The organism is Streptomyces sp. NPDC097107 (assembly GCF_044762405.1).
GTDB lineage: Bacteria > Actinomycetota > Actinomycetes > Streptomycetales > Streptomycetaceae > Streptomyces > Streptomyces thinghirensis.
Genome location: NZ_JBIWEF010000009.1, coordinates 194576 through 211455 on the forward strand (window position 1 = coordinate 194576; position 16880 = coordinate 211455).

Below are 16880 nucleotides of genomic sequence, written 5' to 3' on the forward strand. Positions count from 1 at the left end.
GCCTGGCCTGCACGGCGAAGGTCCGTCGGCCCATGCCTCAGCAACCCGGAATGTTCCGCGCCCGTGTCGTGCGCACGGAACGCGTCTCCCCGTCCATGCAGCGGGTGACCGTCGCCGGATCGGAACTCGCCGAGTTTCCGTGGCTCGGGTACGACCATTGGTTCCGTCTGTTCCTCCAGCTCCCCCGTCAACGGCGCCTCCGGCTACCGGAGTACACCGGCTCCCAGTGGTGGCAGCCCTACCTCGCCATCCCCGAGCACGAACGGCCGCGCTGCGCCAACTACTCCGTGGCCGACTTCCGTCGGCAGGCGGCGGAGATGGACGTCGATTTCGTCGTGCATCGCGGTCCCGGGGGCGAGATCGAGGGCAGAGCCGCGATCTGGGCCTGCCGGGCCGCCCCCGGAGACGCCCTCGCCGTGCTCGGCCAAGGCACCCTCTTCGACTGCCCGCACGATGCCTCCCAGGTCACCATCGTGGCTGACGAGACCGGGTTGCCCGCCGCGGCGGGCATTCTGCGCTCCCTGCCCGGCGGGACCGTCGGACGGCTCATCCAGGAGGTCCCCACCGCGGATGACAGACGCGTGCTGGACGGCCCGGCCGGCGTGACCGTCTCCTGCGCCGTACGCCAGGACAGCAGCTCGGTGCCCGGCGCCGCCGCGCTCCGTGAGCTGCGACGGCTCGCCTCCACCGATGCGACGGGGTACGCGTTCGTGGTCGGCGAGTCGACCCTGGCCACGGAGGGCCGCAGGCACCTGCACCGCCTGGGGTTGCCGAAGGACCGCATCACCTTCTCGGGCTTCTGGAGGCACGAAGCGGCTCAGGCCGCCTGATCCGGCACTGCGGCCGGAAGCCCGCTCACCGCGGCTCAGTCGCGATCTGGATGAGATTGCCGCAGGTGTCGTCGAAGACGGCGGTGGTGACAGGACCCATCTCCAAGGGCTCCTGCGTGAAGTGGACCCCCAGGCCACGCAGGCGCTCGTACTCCGCCTGCACATCGTCGACGGCGAACTGGGCCAGCGGGATGCCGTCCTCGACGAGCGCGTCGCGGTAGGCCTTGACGGCCGGGTGGCCGGCGGGCTCCAGGAGGAGTTCGACGCCGCCGGGCTCGTCGGGCGAGACCACGGTCAGCCACCGGTCCCGCTCCCCCACCGGCACGTCGTGCTTCTTCACGAAACCGAGGACCTCGGTGTAGAAGCGCATGGCCTTGGCCTGGTCCTCCACGAAAACACTGGTCAGGTGGATCTTCATGGGTTGCTCTCTTCCGGTGGGGACGTGTCGGGCACAAGCCATCGCTCGGCGATCCGCCGCAGCGGGGCCGTGTTCAGCTCGTGGAACTTGTAGCGGCCCTCCCGCCTGGTCTCGACGAGCCCGGCTGCCTCCAGCACGGCGAGGTGCTGGGAGATCGCCTGGCGCGAGATGGCGAGCTGATGCTTCATGCTCAGTCTCGAGCAGATCTCGAACAGTGTCTGTCCGGACTTCTCGGCCAGCTCGTCGAGGATGGTACGGCGGGTGGGGTCGGCCAGGGCTTTGAAAAGGTCATCGGCCACGCCCACAGGATAGGCAAGCAGCCACTTGCCTATCAAGTCGTACTACCGGACCACGGTCGCGACCTCCCAGGCGAACCCGTCGCCGGTTGCCGCCGCCTGACCTTCTTCTCTCCCACCGGCGACCGGAAACGGTCCGTCGGTGGCTTCTTGTGACGTTCCGACGTCCTTGCCTCTGGCTGACGACCACGCGGTCCCGTTGTCCGGTGCCTCTTCCGTTTCTGCGACGCGAAGGAGTCACCCTCATGAACACAGAACGCATCGTCCGCATGCCCACGTCAACATCCGAAGCCCGCCCGGCATCGAGGCCGCCGCGCACCCCGGCCTGGAGGTGCTGTCCATCGGCGTGTGGGACGCCGAGCCGCTCAGCCTCTCCCCGGTCATCGGACTGCCCCGGCTGAGGACCCTGGTCGCCTGTCCCCGTACGCTCGCCGATCCGCTGGAGATCGGCGAACTCACCGCCCTGGAGTACCTGGAGATCGGCCCGGAGGAATGGCGCGTCCTCCTGGACGCGGACGCCGTCCCGCGCGGTCTGTCGGCCGCCGCCGTCAAGGTGCACGGTGACGGTGACCGGGAGGTGACATCCGCCAGCACCGTCGTCAACGAACTCCTGGCCCTCTGGGGCCGGCCCCCGATCATCCAGACCGTCCTCCGGGGTGACCTCGGCCCCGTACCGTAGCCGACGGAGCGCCCCACTGATTGTTTCCTCGTCTGTCGTCAGCCGGTTCACCGTGCTCTCGGACTCCCCGCTGAGGGTTCGCCTCACAGCCACTCTTCCGCCCCTGCTTCGTACAGGAGACGCTCACATGCCAGACCTGGAGATCGATGCCCTCGTGTTCGACGTGCTCGGCACTCTCGTCGACGAACCCGGCGGTGTCCGCGCCGGCATCCGTACGCTCGACCCGTCTCTCGACGACGCCCGGGCCGAACAGCTTCTCTCGCTGTGGCAGCGGCACGTCGACCGCGAGCAGCGTCGTATCGTCGCCGGCGCCCGCCCCTACGTCACGAGCGACGTGCTCGACCTGGAGGCCGCCCGGCTCGTCGCCGATGCCGTCGGGGTCGGCGACCCGACGGCCGTGGCGGCGCTGGCCGAGTCGGGTCGCAGGCTCGCGCCGTGGCCCGACACCGTGGCGGGCCTCGCCCGGCTCGCCGAACGGTTCCCGCTGATCGGGCTCTCCAACGCCGGCCGGGCGGCGCTGCTGGAGCTCAACGCCCACGCCGGACTGCGCTGGCATCAGGCCCTGTCCGCCGAAGACGCCCGGACGTACAAGCCGGACCCGGCGGTCTACCAACTCGCCGTCACCGTCTCCGGACGACCGCCGGAACGGCTCCTGATGGTCGCGGCCCACGCCTGGGACCTGCGCGCGGCACAGGAGCTCGGCCTGCGCACCGCCTACGTCGCCCGTCCCGTCGGCGAACCGCCCGCCTCCTCGGACCGCTTCGACCTGCACGCCGACGGCCTGGCCGACCTGGCCGACCGGCTCGACCACGGCCAGGGGCACGTTCGGCGGGGCGTGCGGTCGTAGAATTCGCCTGTTCCGACACCAGCTACCGGAGGCCGCCGACAGCGGCCCGCGAACAGCTGGAGATCGATGGAAGAAGCACGCTCAGCATCGTGATTCGTGGCGAGCATGTCACTGAGGTGGCCGTCACTGAGGTGGCCGTCACCAACGACGCCGTTCTCTGAGTCGAACACCTCGCGCGCACGTAGGTCGTACGGGAGGGCTCTCGCTCTCCCGGCCCGCGTCGCCCGAGGACGCACCGACCGATTCGAGGAGAGCGCACCGATGAGCACCGCACGCCTGAACGACCGGCTGGCCAGGCAGCAGCCCCTGGTTCTCGGACTGTTCCGCATCGTCCTGGGCCTGCTGTTCACCAGCGAGGGCGCTGCCACGGTCTTCGGGCTGCTGGACCGGCCGGCCAGCCCTGCGGGTGACTGGCCCTTTTGGTACGCCGGAGTGATCGAACTGGTCGCCGGTGCCCTGGTGCTCATCGGCGCGGCAACGCGCGGCGCGGCGTTCCTCAGCTCGGGGACCATGGCCTTCGCCTACTTCACCGAGCACCAGCAGGACGGCCTCTTCCCCCTGCAGAACGGCGGCCTGTCCCCGGCGCTGTTCTGCTGGGGGTTCCTGCTGCTGGTCTTCTTCGGACCGGGCTCCCTGTCCCTGTCGGGCCTGCTCCGCCGCGGCGACACCGTTCCGGGCGCCGCGCAGCCGGTGACCGGACGGGCCTCGTGACCGTACGGCACTGGCGTCGCCGGTCTGCTCGGCTGGATGCCTGGCGGATTCGCGGTCGGCGTCACCGTCCACCTCTGCACCGCCGGCAGCGGCGCGGTCCTGGCGGGCCGGACCGGCGGCAGAGCGAGGGCGACGGCTCGTGGACACTGACGCCGGCCGGCCGAACGCTCGTGGCCGAAGAGCGACGTACGCCCGGGGGTGCCGCCTTGACTGGTGACCCGCCGACCCCCATATTCACCAACACCCCGTCGCTCACTCCCATTCGAGGTGACCAGTGAGAAGCCTCAGAGCCTGGGCTGCCCTGTACGCAGCCACTGCCCTCGTCCTTCTCACCACGGCCCTGAGCCCCGCCTCCACCTCCCCGGCAGCCGCCTCCTCCCCACCGGGCGAGCCGGCCTTCGCCACCCACCCCGCCAAGGCAGTGCTCGCCCGGCTGTTGCCGCGCCATGTCTCGCAGTTCAGCCTCGTCCCGGTGAGTCGCCCGGCGTCAGGGGACTACTTCAGCGTCTCCGGCCGCGCGGGCCACGTGCGCGTACGGGGCACCAGTCCCGCCGTGATCCTCAGCGGCGTCAACTGGTATCTCAAGTACACGGCCAAGGTGGACATCGGTTGGCCCGGGCGGAGCACGGCGAGGCTGCCCCGCACCCTGCCCGCGCCCACGGGCACCATCCGCAAGCACGCTTCGGTCCCGCACCGCTTCGCGCTCAACGACACCGACGACGGCTATTCCGGTGCCTACCGCGACTGGGCGTCCTACGAGAAGCAGATCGACCTCCTCGCCCTGCACGGTGTGAACGAGGTCTTCGTCCAGATGGGCGCCGACGCCGTCTACTACGAGACGCTCCAGGAGTTCGGCTACTCCGAGGAGGAACTGAGATCCTGGATCCCCGGTCCGTCGCACCAGCCGTGGTGGCTGATGCAGAACATGTCCGGCTTCGGCGGCCCCGTCTCCGAGCGACTCATCCAGCAGCGGGCAGACCTCGGCCGCAGGATCGCGAACCGGCTGCGCCAACTCGGTATGACTCCCGTACTGCCGGGCTACTACGGCACCGTGCCTCCGCGGTTCACCGGGCGGAACCCCACCGGACCGGTCGTCCCGCAGGGCGACTGGGTCGGGTTCGAGCGGCCCGACTGGCTCGACCCGCGCAGCGAGGCGTTCCCCAGGGTCGCCGCCTCGTTCTACCGCCACCAGCGCGAGCTGTTCGGCGAGTCCACCATGTACAAGATGGACCTCCTGCACGAGGGCGGACGGCCGGGGAACGTGCCTGTCCGGGACGCGGCCCAAGCGGTGATGACCGCTCTCCAGACCGCGCGGCCCGGCGCCGTGTGGACCCTGATCGGCTGGCAGAACAATCCCTCGACGCAGATCATCGACGCCGTCGACAAGAGCAAGCTGCTCATCGTCGACGGACTGTCCGACCGCTACGACGCCCTCGACCGGGAGGCCACCTGGCACGGCGCGCCCTACGCGTTCGGCACGATCCCCAACTTCGGCGGCCACACCACCGTCGGCGCCAACACCGCCGTCTGGGCCGAGCGTTTCGACCAGTGGCGCACCGAGCCCGGCAGCTCACTCTCGGGCATCGCCTATATGCCGGAAGGCACCGGCGGCAACCCGGTCGCCTACGAGCTGTTCACCGAACTGGCCTGGCGTACGGACCCGCTGGACCACCGAGCATGGTTCGACGCGTACGCGGAACGCCGCTACGGCGGTGCCGACCCGCACGCCGCCCGGGCGTGGGAACTGCTGCGCAGCGGCCCGTACAGCACGCCGTCCGGGACCTGGAGCGAGTCCCAGGACAGCCTCTTCACCGCCCGCCCCCGGCTGACGGCCACCAACGCGGCCAGCTGGAGCCCCGGTGCGATGCGTTACGACCCGAGCACGGTGCACCGGGCGCTGGCCGAGCTGCTCCAGGTCGCACCGGCACTGCGTACCACCGACGCCTACCGCTTCGACCTGGTCGACGTCGCCCGTCAGGCCCTGGCCAACCGCAGCCGGACCCTGCTCCCGCAGATCAAGGCCGCCTACGACGCCAAGGATCTGCCCGGCTTCCGTGAGCGGGCCGCCGAGTGGAAGAGCGACCTGGCGCTGCTGGACCGGCTGCTCGCCACCGACACCCGGTTCCTCCTCGGCCCGTGGCTGGAGGACGCCAAGTCCTGGGGCCGCACGAGGACGGAGAAGGCCGCTGCCGAGTTCGACGCCCGCTCCATCCTCACCACCTGGGGCCACCGCTCCGGCAGCGACTCGGGGGGCCTGCGGGACTACGCGAACCGGGAGTGGGCCGGGCTGGTCTCCGACTTCTACGCGATGCGCTGGACGACGTACCTCGACTCCCTCGACACCGCGCTGGCCACCGGCCGGGCGCCGGTGGCCATCGACTGGTTCGCGCTCGAGAACGCCTGGAACCAGCAGCGCGACCGCTACCCCGTCCGAGCGTCGGGCGACCCCGTGGCACTGGCCGCCGCCGTCCTCGATGCCCTGCCCACTCCTGCGCCGGCCGGGCAGCAGTCGGGGGCCGGGTCTGCCGGGGGCGACGCCTGACGGGACGTTCCCCGTCCTCGGACAGCCGATGTACCGCTCCAGTCCGCCGGTTGGTCGATCGTCTCGAGAGGCTGGGAGGCCGTAGTGAGGCAAGTGGGCAACAGACGTGTCGGTGTCGTGGTGGCCGTGCTGAGCGGTCTGGCCCTGGCCGCGGCGGCATCGACGACCGCGCACGCAGACGACCGGCCCGACGACCGGCCCGACGCCATCGCGCACCGCGGATCATCCGGCATGGCACCGGAGAACACCGCCGCCGCCATCGACCTCGCCATCGACCAACGCGCCGACTTCGTCGAAATCGACGTCCAACGCACCAAGGACGGCAAACTCGTCAACTTCCACGACTGCACCATGGAACGCACCACCGACATCGAAGAGGTCTACCCCGACCGCCCCCGCTACCGCGTCTCCGACTTCACCTGGACAGAACTCCGCAGACTCGACGCCGGCTCCTGGTTCCACCACGACTACACCGGCGAACCCCTCATCACCATCGACCACGTCATCTCCCGCATCAACAACACCCGCACCGGACTCCTCGCCGAAATCAGCCCCTGCGGCCACTACACCGGCATCGCCACCGACCTCGCCAACCACCTGCAGAACAAGCCACGCTACGTCCGCCGCGCACTCGCCCGCCAACAACTCGCCGTCCAGTCCTTCCAGACCGACGACGCCCACGAATTCCACACCCACCTGCCCGACATCCCCATCGGACTCCTCGACGCCGACCGCCCCACCGACACCGAACTCCTCGAACTCAGCACCTGGGCCGACCAGATCAACCCCCAACACACCGTCACCGACCAGAACCTCGTCGACCGCATCCACCAACTCGGCATGGACATCAACGTCTGGACCGTCAACGAACCCGGCACCATACGCAAAATGACCACCCTCGGCGTCGACGGCATCATCACCGACTACCCCCAATCCCTCACCCAGCGCTGACCCACGGAGCAGACCGCGAGTACGGTGGCTCCCGCGGGCCCCCGCGGTGTGGAATGGCCTGGTGAACTCCTGCACACCCGGCCCCGAGCGCCCCGAGCGCGCCCGCCCCGCCTCCCACAGCCTGACCGGCGTCGGCCTCGCCGTCCTGGATCCCACCGGACGGGTCCTGCTCGGCCTCGGCCACGATGGCCGCTGGGAACTCCCCGGTGGCAAGGTCGACACCGGCGAGGACTTCGAGACGGCCGCCGCCCGTGAACTGGCGGAGGAGACCGGACTCGCGGTACCGGCGGCGGACGTACGAGTGGTGGCTGTCCTGGTCGACGGTCTGGGCGGGCTGACCCGGGTGACGGCCGCGGCCGTCACCCGGCGCGCCGCGGGAACGCCCCGGGTCACCGAGCCGGACAAGATCGTGCGCTGGGACTGGTTCGACCGCGACGCGGTGCCGTCCTCGCTCTTCGCTCCGTCCGCCTCGGTCCTGGACTGCCTGTGGCCCGAGGCGGCACCACGAGGACCCGCAGGGGTACGTCGCTACCAGGTGCTCGCCGACCGGGCGCGCGGGAGCGGGCCGAACGAGCTCAACCGAGTACTTCCCTGAGTCGGTCGCATACCCGCCGCACGTCCGCCGCCTCGGGGAAACACCCCGCCTCCCCCATGGCCACCTGCAGCGCGGGGCCGAAGGCGGCGAACCGGGCCATGTCCCGTGCGCCCACGGGCTGTACGACGAAGTGGATGTGACCGGGCACCCCGCCGGCGTGCGACCACAGACACACGTACACCTGCTCCGGGGCCATCACCTCGGTGACGGCCGCGCCGACCCGCTGCAGCAGGGGGCCCAGCTCGCCGGACTCCTGCGCCGTCAACTCGGCCACGTGCAGCACGTGCCGGGCCGGCTTGACCACCAAGGTGCCCAGGCCGAGCGGTCCGACGCAGTGCTCAACCACCCATGACCCGGTCCGCAGCACGCTACCGCCCGGCAGCGGTGCCCTGCCGAGCATGAGGTCGCAGGCCTTGCATCCGCCGCCCGCGCCCGTGTCCTCAGCCATGCCGCTCCCCCTTCGCGAACGCCTCCCGGCTGCCACGCCGGCATTCGATCACGGCAGCCCGCCCATGAGGAAGGTGCTCCGCGCACCGGCCCGGCGTCGGGCCGTACCGGCTGAGGGCCCGGCAGGGCCGCCGCCGCGCCGCCGACCGCCTTCGGTATGCGGACCGCAACCGCCCCCCACCGTGCAGGCGGTCCGGCCGCACGGCCCTCGTGGGGCGCCGGTCGGGACGGCCGGTGCCCTCCGGTCCCGCGGCCACCACAGGTCTCCGGGATGCCGGGCGAAACAATCTCGTCGGCGATGTCGAGAACCCGTGATCGGCTCCGTCCCAGGGGTGAGCGCGACCACAATGGGTCGCGACAAGCACCGCCGAGGAGAACACCATGGCCAAGTACCTGCTGCTCAAGCACTACCGCGGCGCCCCGGCTCCGGTCAGCAACGTGCCGATGGACCAGTGGAGCCCGGAGGAGATCTCGGCGCACATGCAGTACATGAACGACTTCGCGGCCCGGCTGGAGAAGACCGGCGAGTTCGTCGACGGTCAGGCGCTAGCCCCCGAGGGAGCCTGGGTCCGCTACGACGGTGAGGGGCGCCCGCCGGTCACCGACGGCCCGTTCGCGGAGACCAAGGACCTCATCGCAGGCTGGATGATCATCGACGTCGACAGCTACGAGCGCGCCGTCGAGTTGGCCGGGGAGCTGTCGGCCGCCCCCGGTGCGGGCGGCAAGCCGATCCACGAGTGGCTGGAACTGCGCCCGTTCTACGGCGTGACCCCCACCATCACGGAGTGACGACTCTGATGAACGAGGCCCTGCTCCGGAGCCTCACGCCGAGCGTGCTCGCCATCCTCGTCCGCCGCGGAGCCGACTTCGCGGCGGCCGAGGACGCCGTACAGGACGCACTGGTCGAGGCGGTCCGCGTCTGGCCGGCCGACCCGCCCCGGGATGCGAAGGGCTGGCTGGTCACCGTGGCCTGGCGCCGGTTCCTGGACGCGACCCGGGCGGACACCGCCCGCCGCCGGCGTGAGGACCTCGTCGGCGAGGAACCGGAGCCCGGGCCCGCGCCCCAGGCGGACGACACGCTCCAGCTCTACTTCCTGTGTGCCCACCCGTCGCTGACGCCGTCGTCCGCGGTCGCCCTGACGCTGCGCGCCGTCGGCGGGCTGACCACCCGTCAGATCGCTCAGGCCTACCTGGTGCCGGAGGCGACCATGGCGCAGCGCATCAGCCGGGCCAAGCGCACCGTCTCCGGGGTGCGGTTCGACCGGCCCGGCGACGTTGCCACGGTGCTGCGCGTCCTGTACCTGGTCTTCAACGAGGGCTACTCCGGCGACGTCGACCTCGCCGCCGAGGCCATCCGGCTGACCCGGCAGCTCGCGGCCGCGATCGACCACCCCGAGGTGGCGGGGCTGCTCGCCCTGATGCTGCTCCACCACGCCCGGCGCGCCGCCCGGACCGCGCCCGACGGCAGTCTGGTGCCGCTCGCCGAGCAGGACCGCGGTCGGTGGGACACGGAGTCGATCGCCGAAGGCGTCGGGATACTGCAGGCGGCCCTCGCCCGCGACCGGCTGGGCGAGTTCCAGGCCCAGGCCGCCGTCGCGGCGCTCCACGCGGACGCGCCCACCGCCGGGGAGACCGACTGGGTGCAGATCGTCGAGTGGTACGACGAACTCGCGCGCCTCACCGACAACCCGGTCGTCCGGCTCAACCGCGCGGTGGCCGTCGGTGAGGCCGACGGGCCGCGCGCCGGCCTGGCGGCGCTCGCGGGTCTGGACGACTCCCTGCCCCGCCACACCGCGGTGGCGGCGTACCTCCACGAGCGCGACGGCGACCTGGTGACCGCGGCTCGGCTGTACGCCGAGGCGGCCCAGAAGGCGCCCAACCTCGCCGAGCGCGCCCACCTGACACGCCAGGCCGCCCGGCTCAACGCCCGCCGGCGCCACTGACGGGTGCCGCTCGGAACCTCCGCGGCGCTCCGAACGGGACGCGCCCGGAACCTCCGCGGTACTCGGCGCGGCCCGTCGCAGGCGACGGCCACGATTCCCCACTCCGCCCTCATTGACATGAACGCGTCCCAGCGTAACGCTGAGAGCGCTCTCACAATCGGTACGGACCAATCCCCCCACACCCGCACGGAGGTGGAGAGTGCTCTCAAGCCTCAAACACCGTCTGCTCGCCGTGGCCATGGCCACGGGCCTGGCCGGCGCCCTGCTCACGTTCGGCGCCGCACCGCCCGCGGACGCCGCGGTGCCCGCCACCATCCCACTGAAGATCACCAACAACTCGAGCCGCGGCGAACCGGTTCACATCTACAACCTGGGCACCTCGCTGACGACGGGCCGGCAGGGCTGGGCCGATGCGAACGGCACCTTCCACGCCTGGCCCGCCGGCGGCAACCCCCCGGCCCCCGCCCCCGACGCGTCCATCCCCGGACCCGCCGCCGGGCAGACCAAGACGATCCGCATCCCCAAGCTGTCGGGACGCATCTACTTCTCGTACGGCCAGAAGCTCGACTTCCGGCTGACCACGGGCGGCCTGGTGCAACCGGCCGTGCAGAACCCGAGCGACCCCAACCGCAATATCCTGTTCAACTGGTCCGAGTACACGCTCAACGACTCCGGGCTGTGGCTCAACAGCACCCAGGTCGACATGTTCTCCGCGCCCTACACCGTCGGCGTGCAGCGCGCCGACGGCAGTGTGGCCGCCGCCGGACGGCTCAAGGCCGGCGGCTACAACGCGGTGTTCAACGCGCTGCGGGCGCAGCCCGGCTGGGGCGGGCTGATCCAGACCCGGTCCGACGGCACCGTCCTGCGGGCTCTGTCGCCGCTGTACGGGCTGGAGACCGGTGCGCTGCCCGCGTCGGTCATGGACGACTACATCAACCGCGTCTGGCAGAAGTACACGTCCGCCACGCTCACCGTCACGCCGTTCGCGGACCAGCCGGGCACCAAGTACTCCGGGCGCGTTTCGGGCGGTGCCATGAACTTCACCAACAGCGCCGGGGCCGTCGTCACGAGCTTCCAGAAGCCCGACGCCTCCAGCGTCTTCGGCTGTCACAAGCTCCTGGACGCCCCCAACGACCAGGTACGCGGGCCCATCTCGCGGACGCTGTGCGCCGGCTTCAACCGCTCCACCCTGCTGAGCAACCCCAACCAGCCCGACGCCTCGGCAGCCAACTTCTACAAGGAGCCCGTGACCAACCACTACGCCCGGATCATCCACGACAGGATGGCCGACGGAAAGGCGTACGCCTTCGCCTTCGACGACGTCGGCCACCACGAGTCGCTGGTGCACGACGGCAACCCGGCCCAGGCCCAGCTCACGCTGGACCCGCTGAGCTGAGGAACCGGTGGCCGGTCCGCCCCCGCCCGCTGCGTCGGCGCAGCGGGCGGGGGCGGACCCATGGGTCAGGCGCCGGGCAGGACGCCGGTGCGGGCGACCTCGGAGTACCAGCGGGCGCTGGCCTTGGGGATGCGCGTGCCGGTCGGGTAGTCCACGTAGACCGCGCCGAAGCGCCTGCCGTAGCCGTGGGCCCACTCGAAGTTGTCCAGCAGGGACCACAGGAAGTAGCCACGCACATCCACGCCGTCCACGATGGCCCGGTGCACGGCGGCCAGGTGGTCGCGTACGTAGGCGATGCGGGCGGGGTCGTTGACCTGTCCCGAGGGGTCGGCGTAGTCGTCGAAGGCCGCCCCGTTCTCGGTGATGACCAGCGGCAGCCGCGGGAAGTCGGACGCCAGCCGGGTCAGCAGGTCGTACAGGCCGGTGGGGTCGACGGCCCAGCCCATGGCGGTGGTGTCGCCGGGCGGCTGGTGGAAAGCGACCCGCTCGGCCCCCGGCCATGGGGTGTGGGTGCTCCTGCCGTGTCCGTCGGAGGTGTGGGTGCCGCTGCCGTCGGCCTCGGAGACGAGGGTGGGCGTGTAGTAGTTGACGCCGAGGAAGTCCAGCGGCTGGTGGATCCGCCGCAGGTCGTCGTCCTGGACGAAGGACCAGTCGGTCAGCGCGGCGGTGTCCTTGAACAGGTCCTCCGGGTAGGCGCCCTGCAGCATCGGGCCGGTGAAGACCCGGTTGGCGAGCGCGTCGATGCGGCGGACCGCGTCGGCGTCGGCGTCGCTGCCGGTGAGCGGGCGGACGTGGTGGATGTTGAGGGTGACCGAGCACTGGGCGTCGGCGCGGACCCGGTCGCGCAGTGCCTGAACGGCCAGGCCGTGCGCCAGGTTGAGGTGGTGGGCGGCGCGCAGGGCGGCGACCGGGTCGGTGCGGCCGGGGGCGTGCACGCCGGAGCCGTAGCCGAGGAAGGCGCTGCACCAGGGCTCGTTGAGAGTGGTCCAGGTCTTCACCCGGTCGCCGAGGGCGTCCGCGGCGAGGGCCGCGTACTCGGCGAACCGCTCGGCCGTGGCACGCTCGGGCCAGCCCCCGGCGTCCTCCAACTCCTGCGGCAGGTCCCAGTGGTAGAGGGTGGCTACGGGCTGGATGCCCTTCTCCAGCAGGTCGTCGGCGAGGCGCCGGTAGAAGTCCAGGCCCTTCTGCACGGCGGGGCCGCGGCCGGTGGGCTGGACACGGGTCCAGGCGAGCGAGAAGCGGTAGGCGCCGAGCCCGAGCTCGGCCATCAGGGCGACGTCCTCCCGCCAGCGGTGGTAGTGGTCGGTGGCGATGTCACCGGTGTCGCCGTTGCGGACCCGGCCGGGGGTGCGGGCGTAGGTGTCCCAGATGGACGGCGTACGGCCGTCCTCCGCGGCGGCCCCCTCGATCTGGTAAGAGGCGGTCGCGGAGCCCCAGAGGAAGCCCTTGGGGAAGGTACGGGCGGCGTCCGGGGCGGACGCGGTCTGCTGTGCTGCGGTGACCACGTAAGTCCTTTCTGGGAGGGGTGTTCGCGGGCGCGCGAACGCCTGGAGAGGTGGGGATCGCGGTGCGGGCCCGACGGCTCGGTGCCGGGCCGCACGGTGGCGGGTCAGCCCTTGACGGCGCCCGCCATGATGCCGCTGACGATCTGGCGGCCGAAGACGATGAACATCAGCAGCAGCGGCAGGGTGCCGAGCAGCGCGCCCGCCATGATCAGCGACTGGTCCCGGACGTATCCGGCGCTGAGCTGGGTGAGCGCGACGGGGACCGTCGGGTTGGTCATGTCGAGCACCACGAAGGGCCAGAAGAAGTCGTTCCACGCGTGCACAAACGTGATCATGAACAGGACCGCCATCGCGGGCCGCGCGACGGGCAGCACGATGCTCCAGAAGATGCGCAGCGAGTGCGCCCCGTCCACGCGGCCGGCCTCGACGAGTTCGTCCGGCAGCGCCTCCGACAGGTACTGCCGCATGAAGAAGACCCCGACCGCGCTCACCAGCGTGGGGAAGATGACGGCGGGCAACTGCTGCGACCAGCCCAGCTCGGACATCATCATGAACAGCGGTACGACACCGAGTTGGGGCGGCACCATCATGGTGCCGATCACCAGCATGAGCAGGGCGTTGCGGCCCTTGAAGCGCAGCTTGGCGAAGGCGAACCCGGCCAGCGTCGCGAACATCACCGTGGACAGGGCGATCACCCCGGCCACGATGAGGCTGTTGACCATGGCCTTGCCCATCGCCGCCTCGTCCCAGGCCCGGGCGAGGTTGCTGAACAGGTTGGGGCCGGGCAGGAACGGCGGCGGGGTCTGGCTCACCCGGGTGTTGTCGGTGGAGGCGGCCACCATCGTCCAGTAGAGCGGGAAGATCGACAGGACCGCCATGATGGCGAGCAGGACGTAGGCGAGCGGGCCCGCGTGGTGCTGGCGGCCGGCGCCCTGGCGCAGCAGCCGGCGGCCGCCGCGGCCGGCCGGCTTGTCGGCGGAGGTCCGGGCCGGGGCGTCCGTCCGGGCCGGGAGGCTTTGGGTGGTCATGGCGACTCCAGGTCAGGACGTACGGGAACGCAGGCGCTTGATCAGGCGCTGGGCCACGAAGACGAGGACGAGCAGCATGAACATCGCCCAGGCGACGGTCGCCGAGCGGCCCATCTGGTAGTTCTTCCAGCCCTCCTCGTACAGCAGCAGGCCGAGCGTCTGGTACTGGTTGTCCGCGCCACCGGTGATGCCGTTGGGTCCCTGGCCGAAGATCAGCGGCTCACCGAAAAGCTGGGTGGCGCCGATCGTGGAGAGCACGATGGTGAAGACGATGGTGGAGCGGATCCCGGGGACGGTGACGTGGGTGAACTGCTGCCACCGGGACGCGCCGTCGAGGGAGGCCGCCTCGTACCGGTCGGCGGGGATGGCCTGCATGGCGGCCAGGTAGAGCAGGGCGTTGTAGCCGGTCCAGCGCCAGATGACGATGGTGGAGATCGCGGCCTGGGCGGGCCACTTGTCGGCCTCCCAGTTCACCGGGTCGATGCCGACCGTTCCGAGCGCCCAGTTGATCATGCCGAAGTCGCGTTCGAAGATCATGGTGAACACGAGGGCGGCGGCCGCCACCGAGGTGGCGTAGGGGACGAGCGAGGCGACGCGGAAGAACAGCGAGGCCCGCATCCGGTAGTTGAGCAGGTGGGCCAGGCCGAGCGCCATCATCAGCTGCGGCACCGTGGAGATGACGCCGATGGTGATGGTGTTCCGCAGCGCGTTCCAGAACCGGGAGTCTCCCCAGAGCTCGACGTAGTTGTCGAACGCCACCCACTCCATCACGTCGAGGGTGGCCAGTTCCACGTCGTGCAGGGAGATCCACGAGGTGTAGACGAGCGGGTAGAAACTGAACGCGGCGAAGACGACGAAGAACGGCGCGACGAACGCGTACGGGGCGCCCTTGATGTCCAGCCGGTGCAGCAGCGCGCCGCGCCGCCGGGCGGTGCCCTCGCCGCCCGTCCTGGGGGACGGACCTGGAGGCTCGTCCCCGGCCAGGGCCTTGGTGGTGGAGGTGGCCACCGGACTTCCTTCCTGAAAAGCGGATGTGTGAGCCGGGCCCCGGGCCCGCCGGCAGGGCGCCGGCGGGCCCGGAGGGCCGCAGAGGCGGTGGGTCAGCCGACCGCCTTCTGGATGCGCTCCGCGGTGGTGTCCCACGCCTCGTCACGCGGGGTGTCCTGCTGCTCGATCAGGACCAGCCCCTGGGAGAAGGTGTCCTTGATCGTCCCGTCCTTGCGTCCCAGGACCTGCTTGTCCGGGATCTCCTGGGCCGCGGCGCCGAAGATCTGGCCGATCGGCGCGTCGCTGAAGTACTCCGACTTGGCGCCCTTCACGTCGACGCTGTCCAGGGCCTGGAGCGAGGACGGGATGTTGCCGATCTCCTTGAAGATGTGGGCCTGCTGCTCCGGCGCGGTCAGCCAGGCGACGAGCTTCTTGGCCTCCTCCTTCACCGGGCTCTGCTCGACCACACCGAGGAAGGAACCGCCCCAGTTCGCGCCCTTGGGGGCCTTGGCCACGTCCCACTTGCCCTTGTTCGCCGCACCGGCCTTCTCGCTGATGTGGCTGAGCATCCAGGCCGGGCACACGGCGGTGGCGAACGTGCCGTTGGCCAGACCCGGGTCCCAGCCCGGCTGGAACTGACGGAGCTTGGCCGTCAGCTCGTCCTCCGCGGCGTCGGCGGCGAGGCTCCACGCCTCCTTGACGGCCGGGTTCTTGTCGTAGATCAGCTCGCCCTGGTCGTTGTAGTACTGCTCGGGGTAGCCGTAGACCATGGCGTTGAACAGGCCGCTGGCCGCGTCCATGTAGGCCACGTCGTCACCCTTGAAGCCCTTCTTGAAGGTGCGGCCGACCTCGACGTACTTCTTCCAGTCGCCCTCCCACAGCTTGGCGACCTCCTCACGGTCGGTGGGCAGGCCCGCCTTCTCGAAGTAGTCCTTGCGGTAGCAGACGGCCATCGGGCCGATGTCGGTGCCCAGGCCCAGCACCTTGCCGTCCTCGGTACTGATCTGGGACTCCTTCCAGGGCAGGAAGTGGTCGGTCCCCGACATCTCGGAGAAGTCCGCGAACTGGTCCGCCTGGGTCTCGGTGATCTCCTTGGCCCGGCCGATCTCTATGCCCTGGATGTCCTTCAGGCCCTTGCCCGCGGCGAGCCTGGTCTGCAGCGCGGTGTAGTACGTCTGCTCGTCACCGGCGATCTCGGCCTTGATGTCGACATCGGGGTTCTCCTTCTCGTACTGCTCGAGAAGGCCGGTCTCCTTGATGCCCATCACGCCGTACAGGCCCATCGTGATGGTGGTCTTGCCGTCCTCCTTGCCGCCACCGGTGACCGAGTCGTCACTGCTGCTGCAGCCCACGACGAGTGCCAGCGCGCCGGCGGCCGCGACCGCCGCCACCGCCCTTGTGCGCAACAAACCGAGACTGCCCATGGATCTCCTCCTAGCGACGGCGCTGACACATCGGCGTGACGGGTTCTGCGATGACCACAGCGACGACTACAGCGGCTCTGACAGGTTTGGGAACGTGCCCAAATTCGGTGGGCACGTCGGTGGGCACGTTCCCACCGGCGCATCGAAGACTCGTGGGAGCGCGCCCATCTGTCAATGACTTGAACACAAGTTGCCGGTGGACTCCGAGCCTCGCCCTCGTTCTTCGAGCCTCGGGGGGTGCTCTGCCGGCGGCCGCGTCTGCAAGAATTGCCGCAGGTCAC

17 protein-coding genes are annotated in these 16880 nt (G+C 70.6%); 10 read left to right on the plus strand and 7 right to left on the minus strand.

All coding sequences use genetic code 11. The features are described 5' to 3' along the window. Positions 1 to 32: 32 nt before the first annotated feature. Complete coding sequence (locus tag ACIQ1J_RS22670) at positions 33 to 830, plus strand: siderophore-interacting protein (protein WP_403559238.1); 798 nt, start codon at positions 33 to 35, stop codon at positions 828 to 830. 25 nt (positions 831 to 855) lie between these two features. Here the strand turns inward: ACIQ1J_RS22670 and ACIQ1J_RS22675 are convergent, their stop codons facing one another. Further along, positions 856 to 1248, minus strand: a complete 393-nt coding sequence (locus ACIQ1J_RS22675) for a VOC family protein (RefSeq protein WP_403559241.1) — start codon at positions 1246 to 1248, stop codon at positions 856 to 858. Beyond that, on the minus strand, positions 1245 to 1547 hold the full coding sequence (locus ACIQ1J_RS22680; protein WP_403559244.1) for an ArsR/SmtB family transcription factor: 303 nt from the start codon (positions 1545 to 1547) through the stop codon (positions 1245 to 1247). The genes ACIQ1J_RS22675 and ACIQ1J_RS22680 overlap by 4 nt, the downstream gene beginning before the upstream one ends. 328 nt (positions 1548 to 1875) lie before the next feature. Between ACIQ1J_RS22680 and ACIQ1J_RS22685 the strand changes: the two genes are divergently transcribed. The 6 genes from ACIQ1J_RS22685 (at position 1876) to ACIQ1J_RS22710 (ending at position 7869) form a co-directional block, all read left to right on the plus strand. Next, a complete protein-coding gene (locus ACIQ1J_RS22685; protein ID WP_403559247.1) occupies positions 1876 to 2223 on the plus strand; it encodes a hypothetical protein in 348 nt (115 codons plus the stop codon). Between the two features lie 127 nt (positions 2224 to 2350). Then, positions 2351 to 3070, plus strand: a complete 720-nt coding sequence (locus ACIQ1J_RS22690; protein ID WP_403559250.1) for a haloacid dehalogenase type II — start codon at positions 2351 to 2353, stop codon at positions 3068 to 3070. A 261-nt stretch (positions 3071 to 3331) separates the two neighbouring features. Next, positions 3332 to 3781 carry a DoxX family protein gene (locus ACIQ1J_RS22695; RefSeq protein WP_403559253.1) on the plus strand — a complete coding sequence of 150 codons (450 nt, stop codon included), beginning with the start codon at positions 3332 to 3334 and terminating at the stop codon, positions 3779 to 3781. Between the two features lie 274 nt (positions 3782 to 4055). After that, positions 4056 to 6323 carry an alpha-N-acetylglucosaminidase gene (locus tag ACIQ1J_RS22700; RefSeq protein WP_403559255.1) on the plus strand — a complete coding sequence of 756 codons (2268 nt, stop codon included), beginning with the start codon at positions 4056 to 4058 and terminating at the stop codon, positions 6321 to 6323. A gap of 93 nt (positions 6324 to 6416) precedes the next feature. Continuing rightward, positions 6417 to 7274: a glycerophosphodiester phosphodiesterase gene (locus ACIQ1J_RS22705; protein WP_403559258.1), complete on the plus strand. Its 858-nt coding sequence runs from the start codon at positions 6417 to 6419 to the stop codon at positions 7272 to 7274. A gap of 61 nt (positions 7275 to 7335) precedes the next feature. After that, positions 7336 to 7869 (plus strand): NUDIX hydrolase, encoded by a 534-nt coding sequence (locus ACIQ1J_RS22710; protein WP_403559261.1) that lies wholly within the window; start codon positions 7336 to 7338, stop codon positions 7867 to 7869. Here ACIQ1J_RS22710 and ACIQ1J_RS22715 read toward each other — a convergent pair. Beyond that, positions 7850 to 8317, minus strand: a complete 468-nt coding sequence (locus ACIQ1J_RS22715) for an HIT family protein (protein ID WP_403559264.1) — start codon at positions 8315 to 8317, stop codon at positions 7850 to 7852. The genes ACIQ1J_RS22710 and ACIQ1J_RS22715 overlap by 20 nt on opposite strands. 380 nt (positions 8318 to 8697) lie before the next feature. On the opposite strand from ACIQ1J_RS22715, the gene ACIQ1J_RS22720 reads away from it, so the two are divergent. The 3 genes from ACIQ1J_RS22720 (at position 8698) to ACIQ1J_RS22730 (ending at position 11655) form a co-directional block, all read left to right on the plus strand. Then, the gene (locus tag ACIQ1J_RS22720) at positions 8698 to 9105 is read left to right on the plus strand and encodes a YciI family protein (RefSeq protein ID WP_403559267.1); all 408 of its coding nucleotides are present in this window, start codon (positions 8698 to 8700) and stop codon (positions 9103 to 9105) included. Positions 9106 to 9113: 8 nt separating this feature from the next. Beyond that, a complete protein-coding gene (locus ACIQ1J_RS22725; protein WP_403559689.1) occupies positions 9114 to 10259 on the plus strand; it encodes an RNA polymerase sigma factor in 1146 nt (381 codons plus the stop codon). A gap of 199 nt (positions 10260 to 10458) precedes the next feature. After that, entirely contained in the window at positions 10459 to 11655 is a 1197-nt protein-coding gene (locus ACIQ1J_RS22730) for a glycoside hydrolase family 64 protein (RefSeq protein WP_403559270.1), read from the plus strand. Between the two features lie 65 nt (positions 11656 to 11720). Here ACIQ1J_RS22730 and ACIQ1J_RS22735 read toward each other — a convergent pair whose 3' ends face one another. The 4 genes from ACIQ1J_RS22735 to ACIQ1J_RS22750 all read right to left on the minus strand — a co-directional run bounded on the left by ACIQ1J_RS22735 (position 11721) and on the right by ACIQ1J_RS22750 (position 16599). Continuing rightward, a complete protein-coding gene (locus ACIQ1J_RS22735) occupies positions 11721 to 13160 on the minus strand; it encodes a GH1 family beta-glucosidase (RefSeq protein ID WP_403559273.1) in 1440 nt (479 codons plus the stop codon). A gap of 104 nt (positions 13161 to 13264) precedes the next feature. Beyond that, positions 13265 to 14188: a carbohydrate ABC transporter permease gene (locus ACIQ1J_RS22740; RefSeq protein ID WP_403559276.1), complete on the minus strand. Its 924-nt coding sequence runs from the start codon at positions 14186 to 14188 to the stop codon at positions 13265 to 13267. 12 nt (positions 14189 to 14200) lie between these two features. Next, on the minus strand, positions 14201 to 15196 hold the full coding sequence (locus ACIQ1J_RS22745; protein ID WP_403559279.1) for a carbohydrate ABC transporter permease: 996 nt from the start codon (positions 15194 to 15196) through the stop codon (positions 14201 to 14203). 92 nt (positions 15197 to 15288) lie between these two features. Beyond that, complete coding sequence (locus ACIQ1J_RS22750) at positions 15289 to 16599, minus strand: ABC transporter substrate-binding protein (RefSeq protein WP_403559282.1); 1311 nt, start codon at positions 16597 to 16599, stop codon at positions 15289 to 15291. Positions 16600 to 16880 lie beyond the last annotated feature (281 nt).